Here is a 19,927-nt window from a genome sequence, read left to right on the forward strand (position 1 = left end):
ATTAATTAACATCATAACCGCCACTGTGCGTAGTAAAGTTGGTATTATCGTATATGAAAACATCTATATGGCTAAGAGAGCTTCGTCGTCGGGCAAATAGCTGGTTCATCATTACTATGCTTGGCGCACTCGTTATTATTATGCCCGTCGCTTATGTGGTATTAAGTTTCTTCCAGCCGACTGGCGAGAACTGGGAACATATTAAAGAATTTTTACTTGCTGACTATATAAAAGGGTCAGTTATTTTAGTTGGTTCTGTCGGAATCCTCTCGACGACTATCGGATTGGTGCTGGCTTGGATCATTGCAGCATATGAATTTCCATTTCGTCAGCAGTTTAAATGGCTATTAATTATACCTTTAGCTATACCGCCTTATATAGCGGCTTACACATATAGCACGATGACAAGCTATACTGGCGTCATCCAATCGTTTTTCCGTAATCATTTTGATTATCAATTTACACCTGGCGCAATTGAGATTATGTCACTGCGTGGAGCGATTTTTGTTCTGACATTATTTCTTTATCCTTATGTCTATATGATTGCGCTCAATTATTTCGAAAAACAAAGCGCTTCCTATATTGAGAGCGCTAAAACTCTTGGTTTGAATGGTATACAAATGTTTTTCCGTTTGGCACTCCCCATTGCACGACCTGCGATTATTGGAGGATCGATGCTAGTCATCTTTGAAGTATTAAGTGATTATGGTGTAGCCAGTTTCTTTGGTGTACGAACGATATCGACGGCGATTTTCCAGACGTGGTTCGGGATGTATGATATCAATGCAGCTATGCGATTGGCTGCCTGGTTGCTTGTCATTATATTGGGGATTTTCATGCTCGAGCGTTTTTTACGCAAAGGTCGGAAGTATGATACGAACGTGACACAGAGCAGACCACTCGCACGCAAAAAGTTACGTAGCTGGACTGCTTGGCTAGCATTCCTTTCTTGTTCTATTATTTTCTTGAGTGCCTTTTTAATTCCTTTTGTTCAACTGATCTATTGGTCACTAAAAACATATGAAAAAGTATGGCGCTCGGACTTTATCAGTTTAATAACCAATAGTTTATTGGCTGCTTTTATCGGTGCATTAATTATTAGCTTCTTTGCAATCTTGGCTGCTCGTACGATTAACTTGTATCCATCGGCTTCGTCTAATTTACTTGCGCGTATTATGACGTCCGGTTATGCAGTACCGGGAGCGGTCGTCGCAATAGGTGTCCTTGCGCTATTTATTACGTTAGATGAGAAACTAGCATTTATTTATCCGAAGTTATTTGGTGTAGAATCGGGCACACTCGTCTTAAGTATGTCGATTGCTATGTTGATCACAGGATACGTTATACGTTTTATGGCACAAGGGTTTAATGCAATTGAATCGGGTTATACGAAAGTTCCCCCGTCTTACCGAGAAGCATCATTCTTATTAGGGCGCGGTTTAACATACACGTTTTGGAAAGTGGAGTTTCCATTATTACGTGGTTCGATTTTAATTGGATTTGCTCTAGCCTTCCTTGAAATTATGAAGGAATTGCCTCTGACTTTATTATTACGCCCATTTAACTTTGATACGCTTGCGACACGAACCTATCAATACGCGATTGATGAACGAATTTATGAAGCGGCTCCATCCTCCTTGTTATTAATTTGTTTAAGCATCGTGTCGGTGATTATTATTTTGAAATTTGAGGAGAAGTGAGAAATATGTTCGTGGACATTCAAAACTTATCATTTCAGTATTCAAAAAAACAACCGCCAGTTATTGATCGCTTTTCATTTACGATTGAAAAAGGGGAGATTATCGGGATTGTAGGTGCGAGCGGTAGCGGGAAAAGCACATTACTGCGATTACTTGCAGGTTTGGAAGATCCTACGGGGGGCAGTATTGAACTCGACAGCAGACTCATAGTAGGAGACAACACGTATATAGAAGCAGAAAAGCGCGGTGTGGGAATGGTGTTTCAGAACTATGCATTATTTCCTCATCTGACAGTAAGCGAAAACATTTGCTTTGGCTTGCATAAATTAAAGCGGGCCGAAAGAAAGGAACGCTTGGATGAAATGTTAGAACTAGTCCAATTGCGTGATTTCGCAAAGCGTTATCCCCATGAACTAAGCGGGGGACAACAGCAACGTGTAGCACTTGCCAGAGCATTGGCACCTTCACCCTCCATTCTGTTGATGGATGAACCATTCAGTAATCTGGATACGAATCTAAAATCGTTGATTCGAATGGAAGTACGAGATATTTTGCAAAAAGCGAATATCACGTGTCTATTCGTCTCTCATGATCAAGCGGATGTAGACGCAATTTGTGATCGGACAATTTATATTGATTGTGCATCATATGTTGGTTCTGATAAAGAGACTGTAACCTTATAACGTTGTACTAGAGAGAGCCAGATAAACTTCGGGCTCTCTTTTTATATTTACAGAAATAAAAGAAAGATGAAAGCTCGACTTATACTCGGAATTGTATTACAATCACTTTAACGATGAAAATGATTCTCATTACCGTGTATAATAGGTGAGATGAGTGAGAAGATAAGGGGAGAAAAACATTTGAAAAAGTTTTTATGGGCATTCGCTCTACTAATGCTTGCAGCAATTTTGGGCGCATGTAACGCAAGTTCAGATAAAGAGGAACAAAAGGAAGACCCAGCAAAAGAGGAAACTCCTGCTGAAGATGCAACAGATGCAAAAAAAGATGAGAAAACAGATGGAGAAGTAAACGTCTATACAGCTAGACATTATGACGTAGATGCCATTCTTTATGAAGACTTTACAAAGCAAACTGGCATTAAAGTAAACGTAATCGAAGCAAAAGCACCGGAATTGATGGAGCGTTTAAAACGCGAAGGGCAAAATACACCTGCCGACCTATTCATCACGGTTGATGGCGGGATCTTGAACACTGCAAAAGAAGAAGGTCTATTGCAACCGGTTGAATCTGAAGAAATTGAAAAAACAGTACCAGCCGAGCTTCGCGACACAGACAACCAATGGATTGGATTATCTACTCGTGCACGTGTGATTGTCTATTCAAAAGATCGCGTGAAGCCTGAAGAATTATCTACTTACGAAGATCTTGCAACAGACAAATGGAAAGACAAATTACTTGTTCGTTCATCTGACAGCTTGTATAACCAATCATTAATGGCGTCATTGATCGCAATTGATGGCGAAGAAAAGGCTAAAGAGTGGGCGCAAGGAATTGCGGATAACTTAGCGCGTGAGCCTGAAGGCGGAGACCGCGACCAAGCACGTGCAATCGTTGCAGGTGTTGGTGACGTAGCAATTATGAATAGTTACTATGTAGGTCGTATGTCGGTTTCAGACGAAGCAGAAGATGTGAAAGTGTTCGACCAGATCGGCGTGTTCTTCCCGAACCAAGAAACAACAGGAACACATATTAATATTAGTGGAGCTGGCTTAATTAAGCACAGTAAAAACAAAGACAATGCAATTAAGTTGATTGAGTATTTAACGACTGCCGAAGCACAAGAACAAGTCTCAGAAGAAAACTTTGAGTTCCCTGTGAACGAAGAAGCTAAATTACCAGAAGTAATGGCTGAATGGGGTACATTCACACCACAAAAAGTGGACTTCGCAGACTATGGCAAGTACAATCCGAAAGCTGTAGAATTGATGAATGAAGTAGGCTGGAAATAAGTACAACAAAAAAGCAGCTCTTTGGCTGCTTTTTTGTTTCTAAAAATACATGTAAATTACTGGTTTTTTAAGTAGTAGAAACATTTCGGGTCAATCCTAAGTCATATATATAGTGAAAACTTGTAATTAATTAGATTACAGCAAGTAAACTTCTTATGAGTTTAAAAGGCGGGCCATGCGAACCGTCTGTTAATCTATGATATGTTAATGAAGTATGTATTATATAAAGGGATGTACTTGACAAGGCGTCCGCTTGTCACGGGCGCCACGATTAATTCTTTTCTTGTAACGCTTTATATAATTGACCTTTACGTGCATACTCATTTACGATTCTTGTCATGTCTGCGCGATCTTCATCAGTCAATTCACGGACAACACGTGCCGGTGAACCAAGGGCTAAAGTGTTCGGTGGAATTTTCTTGCCAGGCGTCACTAAACTACCAGCACCGATGAAAGCACCTTCACCTACTTCAGCTCCATCGAGTACGGTGGCGCCCATACCGACAAGTGCTCCAGTTTTGATCGTACAACTATGCAACATCGCTTTATGACCAATTGTCACGTCATCTTCAAGAATTAGTGGGAATTTTGGGCTTTGATGTAAACAGCAGAAATCTTGCACATTTACTTTTTTGCCAATAATAGTAGGGGATACATCCCCACGGATTACCGTGTTGAACCATATAGATGACTCCGGTCCAATCGTTACATCACCGGAAATCGTTACGTAGTCAGCAATATAAACGGATGGGTCAATTTTTGGTAATTTACCTTCGTATGGATAAATCAATCAAATCTCCTCTTTTCTAAATAATCATGTATAATTTATCCTAACAAACATTTAGTTATTGCGAAACATAAGAATGAAATAGATAGAATAAGATAGTCTGATTAGGAGTGATATCTTTGTGGAAATGGGAAGCAGAAGGTAAGGCGAAAGGTGTTATTGTACTTGTACATAACGCTTATGAACATCATAGAAGATATGCGTGGCTCATACAGAAATTTCAAAGCGATGGTTTCCATGTTGTAGCAGGAGACTTACCGGGTCATGGTAAAGAAAGCGTGGAAGTACATGCTGAAGCATTTAAGGATTATCGCAGATTTATCAAGAAAATGATTCGTAGTGGTTTAGATGATAATCTACCTGTGTTTTTATTTGGACATGGATTAGGCGCAACATTTTTACTTCGTTTATTGCAAATGGAACGAATTGAATGCGCTGGAGTGATCTGTACATCACCTTGGCTACATCTAGAACATCATCCGCCCATTCGTGCGAAAATGTTTACGAAATGGTCTCAATCGATGACGTTGGATCATGAAATTACACCCGAACTTTTATCGCGTAATCCCGAATTCTTGGAGCAATATGCGGAAGATCCGATGTATGTACCGATCGTTACGGGTGGTTGGTATCGCGAGTTGCAAACACTGATGAAATCCGTCTTGCAACCAGATTTAATCATTCAAGATGTACCTATGTTACTTCATACAGGAGAAGCAGATCAAATCACCAATACCGATTACACACGTAAATGGGCATTCGCACAAAATTTATCCGAACTTCAATGGAAGCGATGGAAAGACGTTCAACACGACGTCATCCAGGCACCTGAACAAGAAGGGGTCTATTTATATACACAATCATTCATCAATAATGTGCTGCATTCTCTTGGATATATTATCGAATGAATGCCGGTCGTGAAAGACTGTACATAGGCGTGGCTGGAGCTATTGGAGCAAGCACAAGACTGCTGATTGGTCAGCTATTGATCATCAGCGGTTCTTTTCCTGTGGCGACCTTCACGATCAACATGATAGGGACGATTATCCTTTGCTATATTGTGGAACGTGCACGTCTTGTAGGAAGTCTTAGCCCTCTAGCAGTGACAGTTATAACTACAGGATTCCTCGGCGCATTCACGACGTTTTCCGCAGTCAGTGTAGAAACCGTTGAATTGCTACGTGATGGATTTCATGTACTTGCAGGTGTCTACGTAAGTAGTAGTGTTGTAGGTGGATTAGCTATGGCGGCGCTTGGATTTTTATTGGCTAGGAGGCGATCGTCATAATCTGGCATCTTATCGCAGTAAGTTGTGGCGGATTTATAGGAGCGCTTTTACGTTTCGAGATATCCTCCAAGCTCAATCGTGACCGTTTACCGTATGGAACACTACTTGTTAATTTTGTTGGCAGTTTCTTCATCGGTTGGATCATCGGTTCAAACCTTTCATACGGTTGGACGTTATTTTGGGCTACTGGTGTAGCAGGTGCTTTAACGACCTATTCTACCTTAATGAAAGAAATCTGGACGTACTGGACTGAAGGTCAGAAGATTCGAGCGGTCGGTTATACACTAGTAACGTTCACAGTAGGAATAGGCTTGGCCTTTTTAGGTTTTAGCTTATAGAAAAGAGGTTCTGATGAATAACAAAACAACGCAAAAAACGGCACAAAATAAACGTAAGAAAATGATTACTTCATTCTTAATCGCAGTAGGAATTGCGATTGTAGCTATATATTTCCCAGAGCTATTTGACGATGAAGAAAAAGAACCGAGTCGTCAAGGTTTAATTCCTGTCGAACTAGTTAAAACAATTGATGGCGATACGATCAAAATCATGTACGAGGGTAAAGAACAAAATGTGCGGTATTTATTAATTGATACACCCGAAACAAATCATCCACGTCTTGGCAAGCAGCCGTATGGACAACAATCAAAGGTTCGGAATCAGGAACTATTGCAAAAAGGTCAGCTCGAAATCGAGTTTGATGTAGGTGGGAAATATGATAAATACGACAGATTATTGGCGTATATTTACGTAGACGGCAAGAGTGTACAAGAACAGTTATTGAAAGAAGGATTGGCAAGAGTCGCTTATGTGTATCCACCGAATACACGGCATTTGGATGCGTTTGAAAAAGCCGAGCAACAAGCGAAAAAGTCAGGTATCGGAATTTGGACGTTGGAAGACTACGCCACAGACCGAGGTTTTGACAGTGAAAAATATCCTGCAGATTCTGTGAAGATCCCTGTATACGGTGAAACGCAGGACTTCAAGAACTGTACAGAGCTCCGTCAAGTATATCCGAAGGGCGTTAAAAAAGGTCACCCGGCATATAAAGAACAGATGGATGGCAATAAAGATGGACGAGCTTGTGAATAAAATAAAGACTGATTAAGTCACATGACATCATGATATTATGTGACACTTATGGTCAACTACCTACGTGTTTTTATGGGCAAACATTAATGAAGAAAATGAAAAGAATGAAAACAAGTCCTCGTTATCAAGGATTTGTTTTCATTCTTTTTTCATTAAAACACTTCATTATAATTTGTCAGTTCTCGTAGTGCGCGTTCTTCAGTAGGAATCCGGACGGACAGCATCCAGACATTCAGCAATAGAAATAGTGCCGCCGTGAAGTACGCACTGAATAGTAAAGGCAATACAATTAGTTCGGTTGTTACAATGACATAGTTCGGGTGGCGGATCCAGCGATAAGGTCCTTTTTTCTGTACATTCGCTCCAGGTAAAATAAGAATTTTAGTGTTCCAGAACTTTCCTAAAGATGCCAAACACCAGGCACGCAGCACTTGCATCAATAGGAAGACTACGAGTAAGATGCTCCAGAATGGTGAGAGTGGACGGTCGAATACTAGAACTTCGACTAGCAAGGAAATGAAAAATGCAGTATGCATTAAAACCATCCATTTATAGTGAGACGCGCCGATTTCTATTGCACCTTGATTGCGGATCCACTTCTCGTTGCGATTAGCGACGACCAGTTCGACTAACCGTTGAATGACGACGATAATAAAAACAAACAGGAAAAGCCTGCTCATCTTATTGCCACTCCAACAATAATAATTCTCCGCAGAAACCTGGTCCAAGTGCTGCCATTAAACCGTATTCCCCTTTAACAGGCTGTTGCTCGATAAAATCCTTGAGTACATAGAGCACAGTAGGAGACGACATATTTCCGTGATATTGCAGTATCTTTTTCGACGTAGCAGTTTGCTCTTGATCCATATCCAGTGCTTTTTGATAGGCATCTAATACTTTTTTACCGCCAGGATGCGCAACAAAATGCTGTACATCTTCGATTGAAAGATTATGATCTTCCACGAATTGATGGACAAATGGTCCTAACCAACTTTTAATAACGTTTGGAATACTCTTTGAAAATACGACATGCAAACCATCATTTTTAATGTCCCAGCCCATCACGTCCTCTGAGTCAGGCATAAATCGTGAAGAAGTTGCACGGATATGAGGCATTGGACGTGTGCTTTTGACGGTCGACTGTTCTCCAGAAACAAGTGCGCAAGCTACACCATCAGAGAATAACGATACACCGACCAAGTTGCTTTTTGATACATCGTCTCGTTGAAACGTTAAGCTGCAAAGCTCTATAGCGAGAACGAGAACATTCGATTCAGGATAAGCTTTACAGTAATCAAAAGCACGGCTCATACCCGAAGCTCCACCTGCGCAACCGAGGCCCCAAATAGGGATACGTTTAATATCATGTCTAAATGGTAATTGATTAATAAGACGTGCATCGATACTTGGTGTGGCGATTCCACTACTTGAAACAAAGAATATCGCGTCAATTTCAGCTGCATTCACTGGGCGCTCCAGTGTTGTCGTATTGTTGAGGCATTGTTCGACCGCCTGCTTACCAAGTGAAATAGCATGTTGAATATATAAGTTGTTTTTTGTTTCGAAATTATGTGGCTCCGCGTACCATTCTAACGGCATACATACTTGTCGTGAGTCAATTTCACCGTTTTGAAACACTTGTAATAAGCGGTCGATATCTTTAAATGACTCCGAAAATAAAGAACGAGCAAATGTCATAGCCTCTTCCTGTGGCAAATCAACAGGTGGGCTAACTGTACTAACAGATTGGATGATTGGCATAGGGTTACCTCCGTTTAAATTGATGGCGAGCTTGAGCAGTGAATTATGCCGTGGCTTCTTGTAAACTATATGCAATAGAAGAGGAGGACTTGTCTTGAAGATACAATTAAGTATATTAGATCAATCTCCCATTACATCCGGCAGTGATGCCCATGAAGCTTTTCAGCAAACTACCTTCTTGGTGAAGAAAGCCGAAGAACTAGGCTATAGCCGCTTTTGGGTGTCTGAACATCACGATGCTCCAACTCTAGCAGGTTCATCCCCTGAAATTCTGATGGCGCATTTGGCTACAGTCACTTCGACTATCCGAATCGGGTCAGGCGGTGTCATGCTACCTCACTATTCCCCTTATAAGGTGGCGGAAAACTTCAAAGTGTTAGAAGCTTTGTTTCCTGGGAGAATTGATGCGGGTATAGGGCGAGCACCAGCGGGAATGCCTCGAGCTACTTATGCTCTCAATAACGGTGAATATCTGAATCGCGATCAATATCCTCAACAAATTGATGACTTGCACATGTACCTTCACGACACGTTGCCTAAGGATCATCCATATGAAGGATTGAAAGCAACCCCACTGACAAATAATGCACCACCCGTCTGGATGTTGGGCACAAGCAAAGAGTCAGCGAGTTTAGCGGCTCAAAAAGGTTTACCTTACATGTTTGCACAATTTATCAATAGTGAAGGGGGAAGGGCAGCAGCGAAGTTTTATCGAGAGCATTTTAAACCTTCTGCGTTTACGTCTTCACCTAAACAAGCGGTAGCAGTATTTTTGTTTTGTGCAGAGACAGAAGAAAAGGCAGAGTGGATTGCGTCTTCATTGGATCTGTTAATGATTATGCAACAGCAAGGAATGAAAGTAGAAGGTACACCTTCACCAGAACAAGCAGCAGCATATCCATATAGTCAACTGGAACGGGAGTTGGTTCAATTAAACCGTGAGCGTATGATTGTAGGGACACCAGAATCAGCTCGTAGGCAGTTGGAACAAATAGCGCAAGATTTTGGAGCAGAAGAAATCATGCTCGTTTCTATTACATATAACTTTCATGATAAACTAAAGTCGTATGAACTGATTATGCAAGAAATTCTGAAAGGGGAGAAGACTGATGAAATTGATTGATACAAAAAATCAGCTGTCTGAAAAGAAAAAGCATGTGGAGAAAGTAGCGAATGTCGACAATGCAACTTTTATGAATATTCAATTGCGTACAGGAGAGGAAGTAGCTGAGCATGATGCGAATAAAGAAGTATTCATCATCGTGCGTAAAGGAAAGGTACGGTTCATAGTGGAAGGCGAGCCGGTGGATGTCACACCAGATAATGTCTTGCATATGGTACCGTTAGAAAGACATAGTTTACACGCAGTAGAAGACTCTGATGTTTTAGTTATTCTCATAAAGCCGTAAAGATTATACAACAAGAGATCGCAAGTACTCTTTGCGATCTCTTGTTGTATAATATGGTCTAATTTAAGGTTGAATGGTTTTACATAATTCACGCAAACTAGTAATGAATCCTTCATTCTGCTCAGCAGTTCGTTTTTTGGGACCTCGTAAACGACCTCCTGCCCGGCGGATTTTCTGAGCTTTATGACGTGCCGCGAGTAATTGATCAATATTGTCATTTGTATACCATCTACCGTTCTGGTCAAGTGGTAATCCTTGTTTGGCCAATGCCATAGCGGCCAATCCGTAGTCTTGAGTGACGACGATATCCCCTTTTTTTATACGGTTCACCAATACAAAATCGACTGCGTCGGCACCTTTGGAAACAGTAATTGTTTCTGCGCCTTCCCGGTGCATTTCATGTGCAGTGTCACATATTAACACACAAGGTAGGTCGTACTCTTTAGCAATCGCAATCGTTTCGTTGATTACTGGACAGCCATCCGCATCTACTAAAATCGTTGTCACGTAGTACCTCTCCTTCCTCTACACTTAATAGGTTTAGTATAACAAATAACGGGAAAGATAAGTAAAAATGTACGATTGAGGTGATGAAATGGCTGATTTATCAAAAGAACAACAAACGACTGCAGAGCAACGTGAGCAATATGGGCGCGAAATGGATGCGAAGAATGCTGCCATGGAGAACATTGAAATTCCACTTGAAAGCAGAGAGTTGGCAGAACACGAAATTCCACCGCCGTTAACAGAAGAAGAAGTACGAGCAAAAGTCGGTAATCAGAATTTCAAAAATGCGACTGATGATAGTGCCCCTACATCAATAGGGAGCTAATAAAGCTATGAGAAACACTAGGGACATCATGGATGTTCCTTTTTTGCGTTAAAAGCTACAAATGAAACCAACCTGTTAGGTATATCGTATACATACTATACAACTAGATAACGGAGTGATGAAAAATGAATGAAGGATATTTTGTAGGATGGGGCACGTTAGCTTTAATTAATGCAGTATTAGCGCAAGGGAAAAATAGAAGTGGATTGAACTGGTTTATACTTTCTTTGTTTTTAGGACCGCTGGCAACTCTCTTCTTAGCGCTATCAGGTAAAAAGTGATAAACTATTTAGGAAACCGAAATAGTGAAGGGAGCTATTATAACTATGAAAATTAATGTAGAAATTTTATTCGCAACTGATGCACAAATAACGAAGAACCTGTTGGTGAAACAATTTGTCGACAATCAAGCTGGAGGATTTTCCACGTTTGTACATGATGGAAAACAGTTAGTCGTTATAAAAGATAAAGAATGGAAAACAGCAGATGCAATTCGCAGTATTGCAGGTGAAATCTCTCGCAGTCTTGCGGCACAAAAAGTAGATTCTGCTTCGATTCAAGCAGATCAGCTAGGACATAAGTGGTCGTCTCAAGATGAAGCAGTCACAGCTTTCGTCGAAGGATGGCATCTTGGTGCCTATAACTTTGACCGCTATCAATCTAAAAAAGCGGATCCTGTCACTACGTTAGATGTTAAAGGCGCAGACAAAGCCGCAGTCAAATCAGGAGAAGTGCGTGCAGCAGCTATGGCATTTTCTCGTGACTTAATGAATGAACTTTCCAATGTGCTCAATCCAGAGACATACCCAGAAGTATTAAAAGATCATTTCAAAGGGACAAAAGTGAAAATCGATGTTCTTGGTAAAAAAGAAATTGAAGAACGCGAAATGAATGGTGTATTAACGGTATGCCGCGGTAGTAAATATGAGCCTTCATTCGTAGAACTGACTTTGCAGACGGATGCATCAAAACCACTTGTTGCTCTTGTCGGAAAAGGCGTAACGTATGATTCGGGTGGTATTAGCTTGAAAGGCGGACGTGACGACAGTGATATGCGTATGGATATGGGCGGATCAGCTGCTGTGAGCGGTGCCTTATCACTTCTAGCTCATTCAGATGCAAAAGTGAATGTTGTCGTGCTGATTCCAATGGTTGAGAATACACCTGGACCTGATGCTGTTATGCCGGGCGAAGTGATTCAATACAAGAATGGTATTAGCGTACAAGTCGGTAATACCGATGCAGAAGGCCGTTTGATTTTAGCTGACGGATTGATTCGCGCAGGTGAATTAAACGCAGACTACACTGTGGATATCGCTACATTGACTGGCGCAGTTGTGGCAGCGCTTGGTACGGAAGTAGGCGGAGTGTTTGGTGACGAAGAGTTGTCTAATAAAATGAAAAAAATTGGCGATCAAAACGGTGACTTCGTTTGGCCACTTCCTTTAATTGATGAGTATGAAGAAACACTTGATAGCGCCTATGCAGATTGCAACAATATGAGTTCTCTAACTGTGGCAGGTTCGATCACAGCTGGTCTCTTCTTGCGTAAGTTTGCACCGAAGAACAACTGGTTGCATGTCGACATGGCTGGCGTTATGGATAAACAGAAGTCAAAGGGGTATTATACGAAGTCAGCAACGGGCTACGGAGCACGTTTGCTCGCGGATTATACGGTGTCATTGACTAAATAAGTACTATTTAAAAGGATGTCTACTAGGCATCCTTTTTTGTGTTGGTTGGGAGTATTGGAAGAGGAAAGCTAAATAGTGTCTGCGAGGGAATGGAAGCTCCTTTTGACGCACAGTTTCCATATCAAAAAATAATAACAAAAAAGTGATCGAAGTCATAAAACCACGACTTCGATCACTTCTTTTCAAATACTCATAAAAACAAAGCAGGGGAGGCGATTCCAGAGAGAATGATTAGCAAAGATACCGACGCAATAATGGCTGGCTTCATAAATGCAGGTTCTTCTTGCACGAGCTCCTTGATCGCATAAATTATAGAAATAACAAAAACGAACGGCCAGACGAACCATGTCCATAGATAGAGGACACTCAAAAGCTTCATAATACTAATAAACATAGACTTCACTCCTTTGATAGTAATAAGAGCTCACTGTAAAAAAAGAATGACGTGATAGATAAATGCTCTGATACTTTTGTTTCCCCTATTTTACAAAATTCACACTCTTCCAGTTGAAAATATAAGTAGGATATCCAAGTCAGTAGAAACTATTACATTTTCTTTACTGTTTTTGTATACGTAAACGAATCGTATTATGTCTCCTTATTTATTGAAATGTTATTACGTGGAGGCAATAAGAGTAATGTGTGAAAATAAATATTTGCTGCCATGAGACCAATACCGGCATATAAGACAATCAGCGACATGGAATTCAGTCCGGGCAGTAGAATCAGAGGGAATAATGCGCCAATTAGAAGACCAGCCACTGAATAGAAAACTAGCTTCTTTACATACTGCGACTTTTTATTTTTCATTAATTTATCAATCATGATAGATAGCGGAATTCCAATCAGTAAAAAGATAGGCCCTGCGTATAACATGACAAATACCATTGTTTCAGCGTACCCAAAATAATAGGTATTCGGTTCGCGCTGTGATTCAGGTACATAGGAAATGGCTGAATAAATAATTGCGAAAAAGATAGCGGCTATAATTGCTGTTATAAAACGTTTCATAATCGTACCTCCAATCTGTCTTTATCATATTTCAGAAAATAGTTATACACAATGAAAAAGACGAGTGAGAGAAAAACTCACTCGTCTTTCATTATTTACATAGGACAACTTCACGCGAAAACGTACCTTTATGTGCAAGGCAACGATCCGCTATCTCAAATCCAGCAATTTCGAGCATTTCATCCATATTTTCAATCGTAATAATTAAACAGCTTTTGGCAAAACGTCGAGCTTCTTTCAAAATTTCGAGTTGGCCTTCTGCTGTAATATGCGTAAATAAATTATACGGCATATCGATAATGGCCACATCGTATTCTTCGTCAACTTCAGCAATTGGACCTATTGTGACATTGCCTTCTAAATTGAAGTAGTCGATGTTTTTCCTTGAGCCATAGACGACAAGCGGATTAATATCGCGACCTTCAATAGGGATTCCCATAGATAATGCTTCAACAAGGACAGTGCCGATTCCACAGCAAGGATCGATGACGCGTTTCCCTTCAGGGTGCGGTACTGCAATATTGACGGCAGCTCTAGCGAGACGTGTACCAAGCGCAGTGGAATACATGTGGGGCTTCTGCTGGTGAACATGCCAGTCAGAAGAACTGTAAAGCACATTTCCTGCGTACCAACGACCGTCTAATTGCATAATCCCGATGAATACTTCAGGATGGTCAAGTTCAGGCTCGCCTTTGATCTGCAATCCAATTGTACGCTCAATTTCACGACGCGTGTCATGACCAATTTTAGCTGTCGTTGATAGCGTCATATCATTCAAGCAGACGGTCTTAAATAATTGATCGGTCTCCAGCTTAGAAGCTTTGTCTGCCAGCATTTCTAAACTGTCTGCATCCAGTAAGATTTCGAGTCGCGTTTGTATGAACGGGCTTCGTGACGGATCAACGCCAATATCACTTATAATCACGTTGTCTTCTACGTCATAACCGAAAAACGCTCGCATTTCCATTCGACATAATTCCTTTTCATCGCGGTGCCGAATATACGTATATATAAATTGCGAAGCCATTAGTTATTTGCTCTCATTTTATGCAAATCGCCAAGTACTTCAAACAGAAGTTGTAGTGCATCTTGAATAGGCATCGTCTCATCAAACCCTTTGAGAGAATCAAGCGGAATATTTAATTCCCAGAAGCCTTCATTGTCGGAAAAAGAAATACTAAAGCCATGTAGATTATGCTGAAGTTTTTCCTCAATAAATGTACGAATAGTTTCGCCTTCTTTTTTCTTACCTTGCAAACCAAATAATGCCATATACGTTTTGAACATGTCATCTACTTCAAGTGCCAGCGAATCCACTTTGATCTCATCGAAGTCAGGGGACTCGACAAAAAGAAATTCAGCTATATTCGATTTCAAATAAGAGATGGGTTCTTGTAAAAAACGCTCATCTGCAAAGCGTACGGTTTCCTCTGTTTCCTTTACACATACTTCTATTGTTTTGATTGTTACTGTACTCATTTTATTCACTCCTCGTTAGTAAGTATACCGGATTGTTTTTCGGGATACCACGGATTTAAGTGAATTAATACTTCATCCACGTCTTCATTTTTCGCCATGATTAAATTACGTAATCTACTCGAGATAATATGGCCTTCTTGTATCGTCAAATCACCATTAATCCCGATTCGAATATCAACCAATACATAATGTCCATGTTCTCTTGCACGCAAGCGATCAATTCGTTTTACTTCCGGAATAGAATGAATCAATTCTTCAAATGCGATTAAACGCTCATCACAGACGCTTTTTTCCATCAATATATCAATACTTTCTTTACCGATCTCCATAGCGATTTTAAAGACCAGAATAGAGACAATAATACCCGCGATGGGATCTCCATACGTGAGTAGCGGCCATTCGTAAGCATCTCCGATTAAGGCAAGTCCAATACCTACTACTGCAGCAAGTGAAGCATAGACATCAGCTAAGTGGTCATATGCTGTCGCAATTAGCCCTTTACTGTTTTCTGCTTTACCTATACGTATTGTATAAATATAGAGTATATATTTCCAAATTAACGACACGACGGCAGTGAGCAAAGCGATTCTACTTGCTGTAGCGGGATCTTCAAATAAGGCCATGATCGCTTCGAAAGCAATATAGATTGCAGCTAACCCTAAAATAATAGCGACTATGCTTGAACCAATGACTTCCGCTTTGCCGTGTCCATATGGATGATCTTCATCTGCAGGACGTTTTGAAATTTGCATGGAAGTCAGTGCGGCTGCAGAAGCTACCACATCACCTGCGTTGTGAAAGCCATCCGCAAGTAAAACCGGACTTCTGAAAACAAATCCGACGACCAGTTTTAATATAGTCAAGATCACATTACTCAATAAACTGATCCAGATAGCCATAATCGCAGAAGTGGAATGCTCACGTACTTGAATGGTCATAAATGTTTCCCTCCTCTAACAGTGTTTCCTCGAAGCAACAAAAAAACCTCGCTTAATTTGGGCGAGGTCATACATGATTTTAATTGTTGGATTGGGACAAAGTTTCTCATTGTCATCACTCATTCATTTGTAGTTCAATCATTATCCCATAGCTATACGGTTTATGCAAGAATGTACTACATCACTCAGAGTAGAAAAATGTCGTCTACTGTGTCAAAATAAAAGAATAGAAAAGATACAAGATCATGATGAACATAATTTCTATACAATGATACGTATAAAAATACGAATTGAAAGGTTTGATGAATAATGAAGCTTTGGGGCGGTCGTTTTAGTAGTAAAGCAGATGAAATCATGGAGAAATTTAATAGCTCTTTACCCGTTGATTATCGTTTATATAGAGAGGATATCGCAGGTAGTATCGCACACGTAACGATGCAAGTTCATTCAGATTTATTGTCACCTGAAGAAGGTGAATTACTAGTGGATGGTTTGCAGTCGATTTTGGCGGATATCGAATCGGGTGAATTGCAAATCGAAGGCAATTATGAAGATATTCATTCGTTTATTGAAATGAATCTCACAGAGCGAGTAGGGGAGACGGGTAAGAAATTGCATACAGCCCGCAGCCGAAACGATCAAGTAGCAGTCGATATGAGACAGTATGCTAGAAATCAAACTTCTGTCGTCATGGATGCGCTGCAAGTCTTAATTGATTCACTTGAAGCAAAGGGAAGAGCAAACAACGTTATTATGCCGGGCTACACACATTTGCAACGCGCGCAGGTCGTCACTTTCGGACATCATCTAGGTGCTTATGCACAAATGTTCAAACGCGATAAAAAACGTGTGCAAAATGCGGCCGAGATTTTGAATGAAAATCCACTTGGCTGTGGTGCACTTGCCGGTACGACGCATGATATTGATCGCCAAGTGACGACCTCATTACTAGGGTTCGATAAGCCGGTAGATAACTTTCTAGACGGTGTCAGCGATCGTGACTATTTAATAGAATTGATGTCCGACTTCTCGTTAATTATGATGCACATGAGTAGATTGAGTGAAGAGCTTATTCTTTGGAGTAGCCAAGAGTTCCGCTTTATCACGATTTCAGATGCTTACTCAACAGGAAGTAGTATAATGCCTCAGAAGAAAAATCCAGATGCGGCAGAACTGATCCGTGGTAAAACTGGCCGAGTTTATGGTTCTTTATTCGCTTTACTGACGACGTTAAAGGGTTTGCCATTAACATATAATAAAGACATGCAGGAAGACAAAGAACAATTCTTCGATGCATTAGATACTGTTCTTGACTGCTTAGAAATCATGTCTAAAATGATCGACACTCTACAAGTAAATGCAGAGCATATGAAAGCTGCAATTAAAGGTGGATTCTTGAATGCGACAGAAGTGGCGGACTACTTAGTTGCAAAAGGTACGCCATTCCGCGACGCGCATGAAATCGTCGGTAAAATCATCATTTATTGTGAACAGGAAAATAAAGCGATCGAGGACCTGACAGTAGGCGAACTCAAAAACTTCAGCGACCACATGGAAGAAGACATCTACGAATACATCGATTATGAATCCATTATTACAAAAGGGAATAAGGGATTGATGAAAGAAATCTAATAAGCATATAAAAAGCCTGCGGAATGTCCGCAGGCTTTTTACTATTCAACGCGAGGCTTACCTTGAATGGAAGCGACAATAAAACCTATTGCACCAAACATAACTGCAGGCAACATCCATCCGACGCCTTGCTCATATAAAGGTAAGAATTCCAATATATATGTAACCGGTACCAGATCGATATTAAATGCTCGTAACACATCAAAGAATCCAATAAGACCTGCTGCTAGTAAACCATAATTATATACTTCATGATAGCCTTTGAATAACGGATGTAACAATCTAAAAGTAATTAAGACTATGGCTAGAGGATAAACTCCACCTAATACTGGAATCATTACTGCAAGCAATTGCGTGAGGCCTACATTCGCAACTAACACAGAAAACGAACAAATAATAAAGACGAACGTTGTATAGGAAATCTTAGGCGCGACTTTAGAAAGATAGGTCGCACTAGCAGTCGTCAATCCAACCGAAGTCGTTAAGCAAGCTAGTGTTACTGCAAGTCCAAGTAAGTATAAACCGTTATTCCCCATCAAGGCATATGCAAGTTTTGCTAAAATATCTCCGCCGTTCGTGGCGCCTTCTGCTACAGAGCGGCTCGTCATCCCTAAATAGGCCAATCCAGCATAGACAAAACTCAGCCCGATAACTGCTATGGATCCAGCTTTCATCGTAATAGAAGTTATCGCCTTTCTATCTGTAATCCCTTTCGCCTTCACGGCATTAATGACGATAATGGCAAAGACTAGCGCTGCCATTGCGTCCATTGTTCCATACCCTTCAATAAATCCTTTATAAAAGTAATCTTCTGCATAAGATCCTTGCGGCGCGCCCGCTTTGCCTACTGGATTGATCATACCAATCATGACAATAAACATTACGATAGCTAGCAATATCGGAGTTAATATACTTCCGAATCGATCGACTATTTTATTCGGCTTAAGTGATAGCCAAATTGTTACTGCAAAAAATACAATGGAGAAGAGTGCCAATGCTAACCTAGAATACGAATCCGGTACAAATGAAGAAACGGCAATTTCGAACGAAACAGTCGCTGTACGCGGAACACCGAAGAACGGTCCGAGTGCTAAATATACAACCAATGGAAAAATCATGGCGAATACAGGTGATGCTCTTCCAGCTAAATCACTTAATTGATTGCCACTCATAGTGACTGCAATTATGCCAAGATAGGGAAGACCCACTCCTGTTATTAAAAAACCAGCCAGTGTGATCCAAGTTTGTGTTCCTGCTAGTTGACCTAGCAGCGGTGGGAAGATCATATTTCCTGCACCGAAAAATAGAGCAAACATCGTCAGCCCCAATTTGAACGTATCGAATTTTGTAAATCTATTCATTTGGTATTCCTCCTGAAGTACTTAGAAAAGCGTATGTATTTAGATAATTAATTCTACAATAATAAAAGTGGCCATAAAAAAGGATTCTCCTAAGAGAATCCTTCATAAGATTACCCCATAATGTGGTAGCCAGCATCGACATAGATGACTTCGCCTGTCACACCGCTCGACAAATTACTTAGCATTGCTACCGTCATATCTGAAACTTCTTCAGGTTTGACGTTACGTTTTAGTGGCGCGCGTTCCTCAATTTGACTAAGGATGGTATTAAAAGAAGGAACACCTTTTGCGGACAATGTGCGAACTGCTCCAGCAGAGATTGCATTGACACGAATATTTTGTTCACCTAGCTCAGATGCTAAGTAGCGTACAGAAGCTTCAAGAGCTGCTTTTGCAACACCCATTACGTTATAGCCTTCAAGAACTCGTTCCGCTCCTAAATAACTCATCGTAATGATCGCTCCGCCTTCAGTCATATAATGGCGGGCTTCACGTGCTGCCGCAACTAATGAATAAGCACTGGAATCTTGTGCGAATGCATATCCTTCACGAGTCGTTTCCACAAATGGATTATGCAAGTCTTGTTGATGTGCAAATGCGATAGAGTGGACTACGCCATGAATAACACCAACTTGTTCGCCAATCGATTTGAATGCTTGCTCGATGCTTTCATCACTATTCACATCACACTGCACGATTTGTGTAGCTGTAAATTCACTTTTAGCTAAAGCTTTTTCTAATTTATCACGAGAGCGATCTTTACGGTATGTGAAAATGACATTCGCACCAACTGAGAATAATGCTTTTGCTACTCCCCAACCAATACTACGTTCATTTGCCACACCCATAATCACAATGTTTTTACCGGATAATTTTAATAAATCTACCATAATAGCCTCCTGAAAGTTTCTTATTCATTTGATCATATTATACTCTTCATAATAATAACATATAGTGAAGGGGAAGT

General features: G+C 40.6%; 24 protein-coding genes. 13 read left to right on the forward strand and 11 right to left on the reverse strand.

The window, feature by feature from the left end; translation table 11 throughout:
* Positions 1 to 53 precede the first annotated feature (53 nt).
* From CSV69_RS00165 to CSV69_RS00175, 3 genes are all read left to right on the forward strand, one after another.
* Entirely contained in the window at positions 54 to 1,700 is a 1,647-nt protein-coding gene (locus CSV69_RS00165) for an ABC transporter permease (RefSeq protein WP_099692459.1), read from the forward strand.
* Positions 1,701 to 1,705: 5 nt separating this feature from the next.
* The gene (locus CSV69_RS00170; protein ID WP_085426745.1) at positions 1,706 to 2,383 is read left to right on the forward strand and encodes an ABC transporter ATP-binding protein; all 678 of its coding nucleotides are present in this window, start codon (positions 1,706 to 1,708) and stop codon (positions 2,381 to 2,383) included.
* A gap of 150 nt (positions 2,384 to 2,533) precedes the next feature.
* Positions 2,534 to 3,673 (forward strand): Fe(3+) ABC transporter substrate-binding protein, encoded by a 1,140-nt coding sequence (locus CSV69_RS00175; RefSeq protein WP_369823913.1) that lies wholly within the window; start codon positions 2,534 to 2,536, stop codon positions 3,671 to 3,673.
* Between the two features lie 271 nt (positions 3,674 to 3,944).
* On the opposite strand, the gene CSV69_RS00180 is transcribed toward CSV69_RS00175, so the two are convergent.
* The gene (locus CSV69_RS00180) at positions 3,945 to 4,463 is read right to left on the reverse strand and encodes a gamma carbonic anhydrase (RefSeq protein ID WP_085426744.1); all 519 of its coding nucleotides are present in this window, start codon (positions 4,461 to 4,463) and stop codon (positions 3,945 to 3,947) included.
* A 107-nt stretch (positions 4,464 to 4,570) separates the two neighbouring features.
* Here CSV69_RS00180 and CSV69_RS00185 point away from each other — a divergent pair, with 107 nt between their 5' ends.
* The 4 genes from CSV69_RS00185 to CSV69_RS00200 are packed head-to-tail and all read left to right on the forward strand — an operon-like array spanning position 4,571 to position 6,843.
* Positions 4,571 to 5,368 carry an alpha/beta hydrolase gene (locus tag CSV69_RS00185; RefSeq protein ID WP_232319581.1) on the forward strand — a complete coding sequence of 266 codons (798 nt, stop codon included), beginning with the start codon at positions 4,571 to 4,573 and terminating at the stop codon, positions 5,366 to 5,368.
* Positions 5,365 to 5,748 carry a fluoride efflux transporter FluC gene (locus CSV69_RS00190; protein WP_099692460.1) on the forward strand — a complete coding sequence of 128 codons (384 nt, stop codon included), beginning with the start codon at positions 5,365 to 5,367 and terminating at the stop codon, positions 5,746 to 5,748. The genes CSV69_RS00185 and CSV69_RS00190 overlap by 4 nt, the downstream gene beginning before the upstream one ends.
* An 11-nt stretch (positions 5,749 to 5,759) precedes the next feature.
* Positions 5,760 to 6,086 carry a fluoride efflux transporter FluC gene (locus CSV69_RS00195; RefSeq protein ID WP_255396838.1) on the forward strand — a complete coding sequence of 109 codons (327 nt, stop codon included), beginning with the start codon at positions 5,760 to 5,762 and terminating at the stop codon, positions 6,084 to 6,086.
* A gap of 13 nt (positions 6,087 to 6,099) precedes the next feature.
* A complete protein-coding gene (locus CSV69_RS00200; RefSeq protein WP_099624779.1) occupies positions 6,100 to 6,843 on the forward strand; it encodes a thermonuclease family protein in 744 nt (247 codons plus the stop codon).
* Between the two features lie 152 nt (positions 6,844 to 6,995).
* Here the strand turns inward: CSV69_RS00200 and CSV69_RS00205 are convergent, their stop codons facing one another.
* Positions 6,996 to 7,523 carry an isoprenylcysteine carboxyl methyltransferase family protein gene (locus tag CSV69_RS00205; protein WP_099692462.1) on the reverse strand — a complete coding sequence of 176 codons (528 nt, stop codon included), beginning with the start codon at positions 7,521 to 7,523 and terminating at the stop codon, positions 6,996 to 6,998.
* Position 7,524: 1 nt separating this feature from the next.
* Positions 7,525 to 8,604 (reverse strand): type III polyketide synthase, encoded by a 1,080-nt coding sequence (locus tag CSV69_RS00210; protein ID WP_099692463.1) that lies wholly within the window; start codon positions 8,602 to 8,604, stop codon positions 7,525 to 7,527.
* Positions 8,605 to 8,698: 94 nt separating this feature from the next.
* On the opposite strand from CSV69_RS00210, the gene CSV69_RS00215 reads away from it, so the two are divergent.
* Together CSV69_RS00215 and CSV69_RS00220 are read left to right on the forward strand one after the other, a co-directional pair.
* Entirely contained in the window at positions 8,699 to 9,727 is a 1,029-nt protein-coding gene (locus CSV69_RS00215; protein ID WP_099692464.1) for an LLM class flavin-dependent oxidoreductase, read from the forward strand.
* Entirely contained in the window at positions 9,714 to 10,013 is a 300-nt protein-coding gene (locus tag CSV69_RS00220; RefSeq protein ID WP_099692465.1) for a cupin domain-containing protein, read from the forward strand. Before CSV69_RS00215 ends, CSV69_RS00220 begins: the two co-directional genes overlap by 14 nt.
* A 63-nt stretch (positions 10,014 to 10,076) precedes the next feature.
* Here the strand turns inward: CSV69_RS00220 and CSV69_RS00225 are convergent, their stop codons facing one another.
* Positions 10,077 to 10,520, reverse strand: a complete 444-nt coding sequence (locus CSV69_RS00225) for a YaiI/YqxD family protein (RefSeq protein ID WP_085426735.1) — start codon at positions 10,518 to 10,520, stop codon at positions 10,077 to 10,079.
* A gap of 88 nt (positions 10,521 to 10,608) precedes the next feature.
* Between CSV69_RS00225 and CSV69_RS00230 the strand changes: the two genes are divergently transcribed.
* From CSV69_RS00230 to CSV69_RS00235, 3 genes are all read left to right on the forward strand, one after another.
* Positions 10,609 to 10,845, forward strand: a complete 237-nt coding sequence (locus CSV69_RS00230; protein ID WP_085426734.1) for a hypothetical protein — start codon at positions 10,609 to 10,611, stop codon at positions 10,843 to 10,845.
* Between the two features lie 125 nt (positions 10,846 to 10,970).
* Positions 10,971 to 11,126: a hypothetical protein gene (locus tag CSV69_RS16980; RefSeq protein WP_169535198.1), complete on the forward strand. Its 156-nt coding sequence runs from the start codon at positions 10,971 to 10,973 to the stop codon at positions 11,124 to 11,126.
* Between the two features lie 45 nt (positions 11,127 to 11,171).
* Positions 11,172 to 12,539 (forward strand): leucyl aminopeptidase family protein, encoded by a 1,368-nt coding sequence (locus CSV69_RS00235; protein ID WP_099692466.1) that lies wholly within the window; start codon positions 11,172 to 11,174, stop codon positions 12,537 to 12,539.
* Positions 12,540 to 12,729: 190 nt separating this feature from the next.
* Here CSV69_RS00235 and CSV69_RS00240 read toward each other — a convergent pair whose 3' ends face one another.
* From CSV69_RS00240 to CSV69_RS00260, 5 genes are all read right to left on the reverse strand, one after another.
* Positions 12,730 to 12,933 (reverse strand): hypothetical protein, encoded by a 204-nt coding sequence (locus CSV69_RS00240; protein WP_085426733.1) that lies wholly within the window; start codon positions 12,931 to 12,933, stop codon positions 12,730 to 12,732.
* A gap of 194 nt (positions 12,934 to 13,127) precedes the next feature.
* Positions 13,128 to 13,550, reverse strand: coding sequence for a hypothetical protein (locus CSV69_RS00245; protein WP_099692467.1), 423 nt, complete (start codon positions 13,548 to 13,550; stop codon positions 13,128 to 13,130).
* A gap of 91 nt (positions 13,551 to 13,641) precedes the next feature.
* A complete protein-coding gene (locus tag CSV69_RS00250; protein WP_099624772.1) occupies positions 13,642 to 14,577 on the reverse strand; it encodes a TRM11 family SAM-dependent methyltransferase in 936 nt (311 codons plus the stop codon).
* A complete protein-coding gene (locus CSV69_RS00255) occupies positions 14,577 to 15,029 on the reverse strand; it encodes a protoporphyrinogen oxidase (RefSeq protein ID WP_099634996.1) in 453 nt (150 codons plus the stop codon). The genes CSV69_RS00250 and CSV69_RS00255 overlap by 1 nt, the downstream gene beginning before the upstream one ends.
* Positions 15,030 to 15,034: 5 nt before the next feature.
* Positions 15,035 to 15,967: a cation diffusion facilitator family transporter gene (locus tag CSV69_RS00260; protein ID WP_099692468.1), complete on the reverse strand. Its 933-nt coding sequence runs from the start codon at positions 15,965 to 15,967 to the stop codon at positions 15,035 to 15,037.
* Between the two features lie 309 nt (positions 15,968 to 16,276).
* Here CSV69_RS00260 and argH point away from each other — a divergent pair, with 309 nt between their 5' ends.
* Positions 16,277 to 17,599 (forward strand): argininosuccinate lyase, encoded by a 1,323-nt coding sequence (gene argH, locus CSV69_RS00265; RefSeq protein WP_099692469.1) that lies wholly within the window; start codon positions 16,277 to 16,279, stop codon positions 17,597 to 17,599.
* Positions 17,600 to 17,640: 41 nt separating this feature from the next.
* Here argH and brnQ read toward each other — a convergent pair whose 3' ends face one another.
* The gene (gene brnQ / locus CSV69_RS00270) at positions 17,641 to 18,960 is read right to left on the reverse strand and encodes a branched-chain amino acid transport system II carrier protein (protein WP_099692470.1); all 1,320 of its coding nucleotides are present in this window, start codon (positions 18,958 to 18,960) and stop codon (positions 17,641 to 17,643) included.
* Between the two features lie 110 nt (positions 18,961 to 19,070).
* Positions 19,071 to 19,850 (reverse strand): enoyl-ACP reductase FabI, encoded by a 780-nt coding sequence (locus CSV69_RS00275; RefSeq protein WP_085426726.1) that lies wholly within the window; start codon positions 19,848 to 19,850, stop codon positions 19,071 to 19,073.
* Positions 19,851 to 19,927: the final 77 nt, after the last annotated feature.

The organism is Sporosarcina sp. P26b (genome assembly GCF_002743245.1).
Taxonomy (GTDB): domain Bacteria; phylum Bacillota; class Bacilli; order Bacillales_A; family Planococcaceae; genus Sporosarcina; species Sporosarcina ureae_C.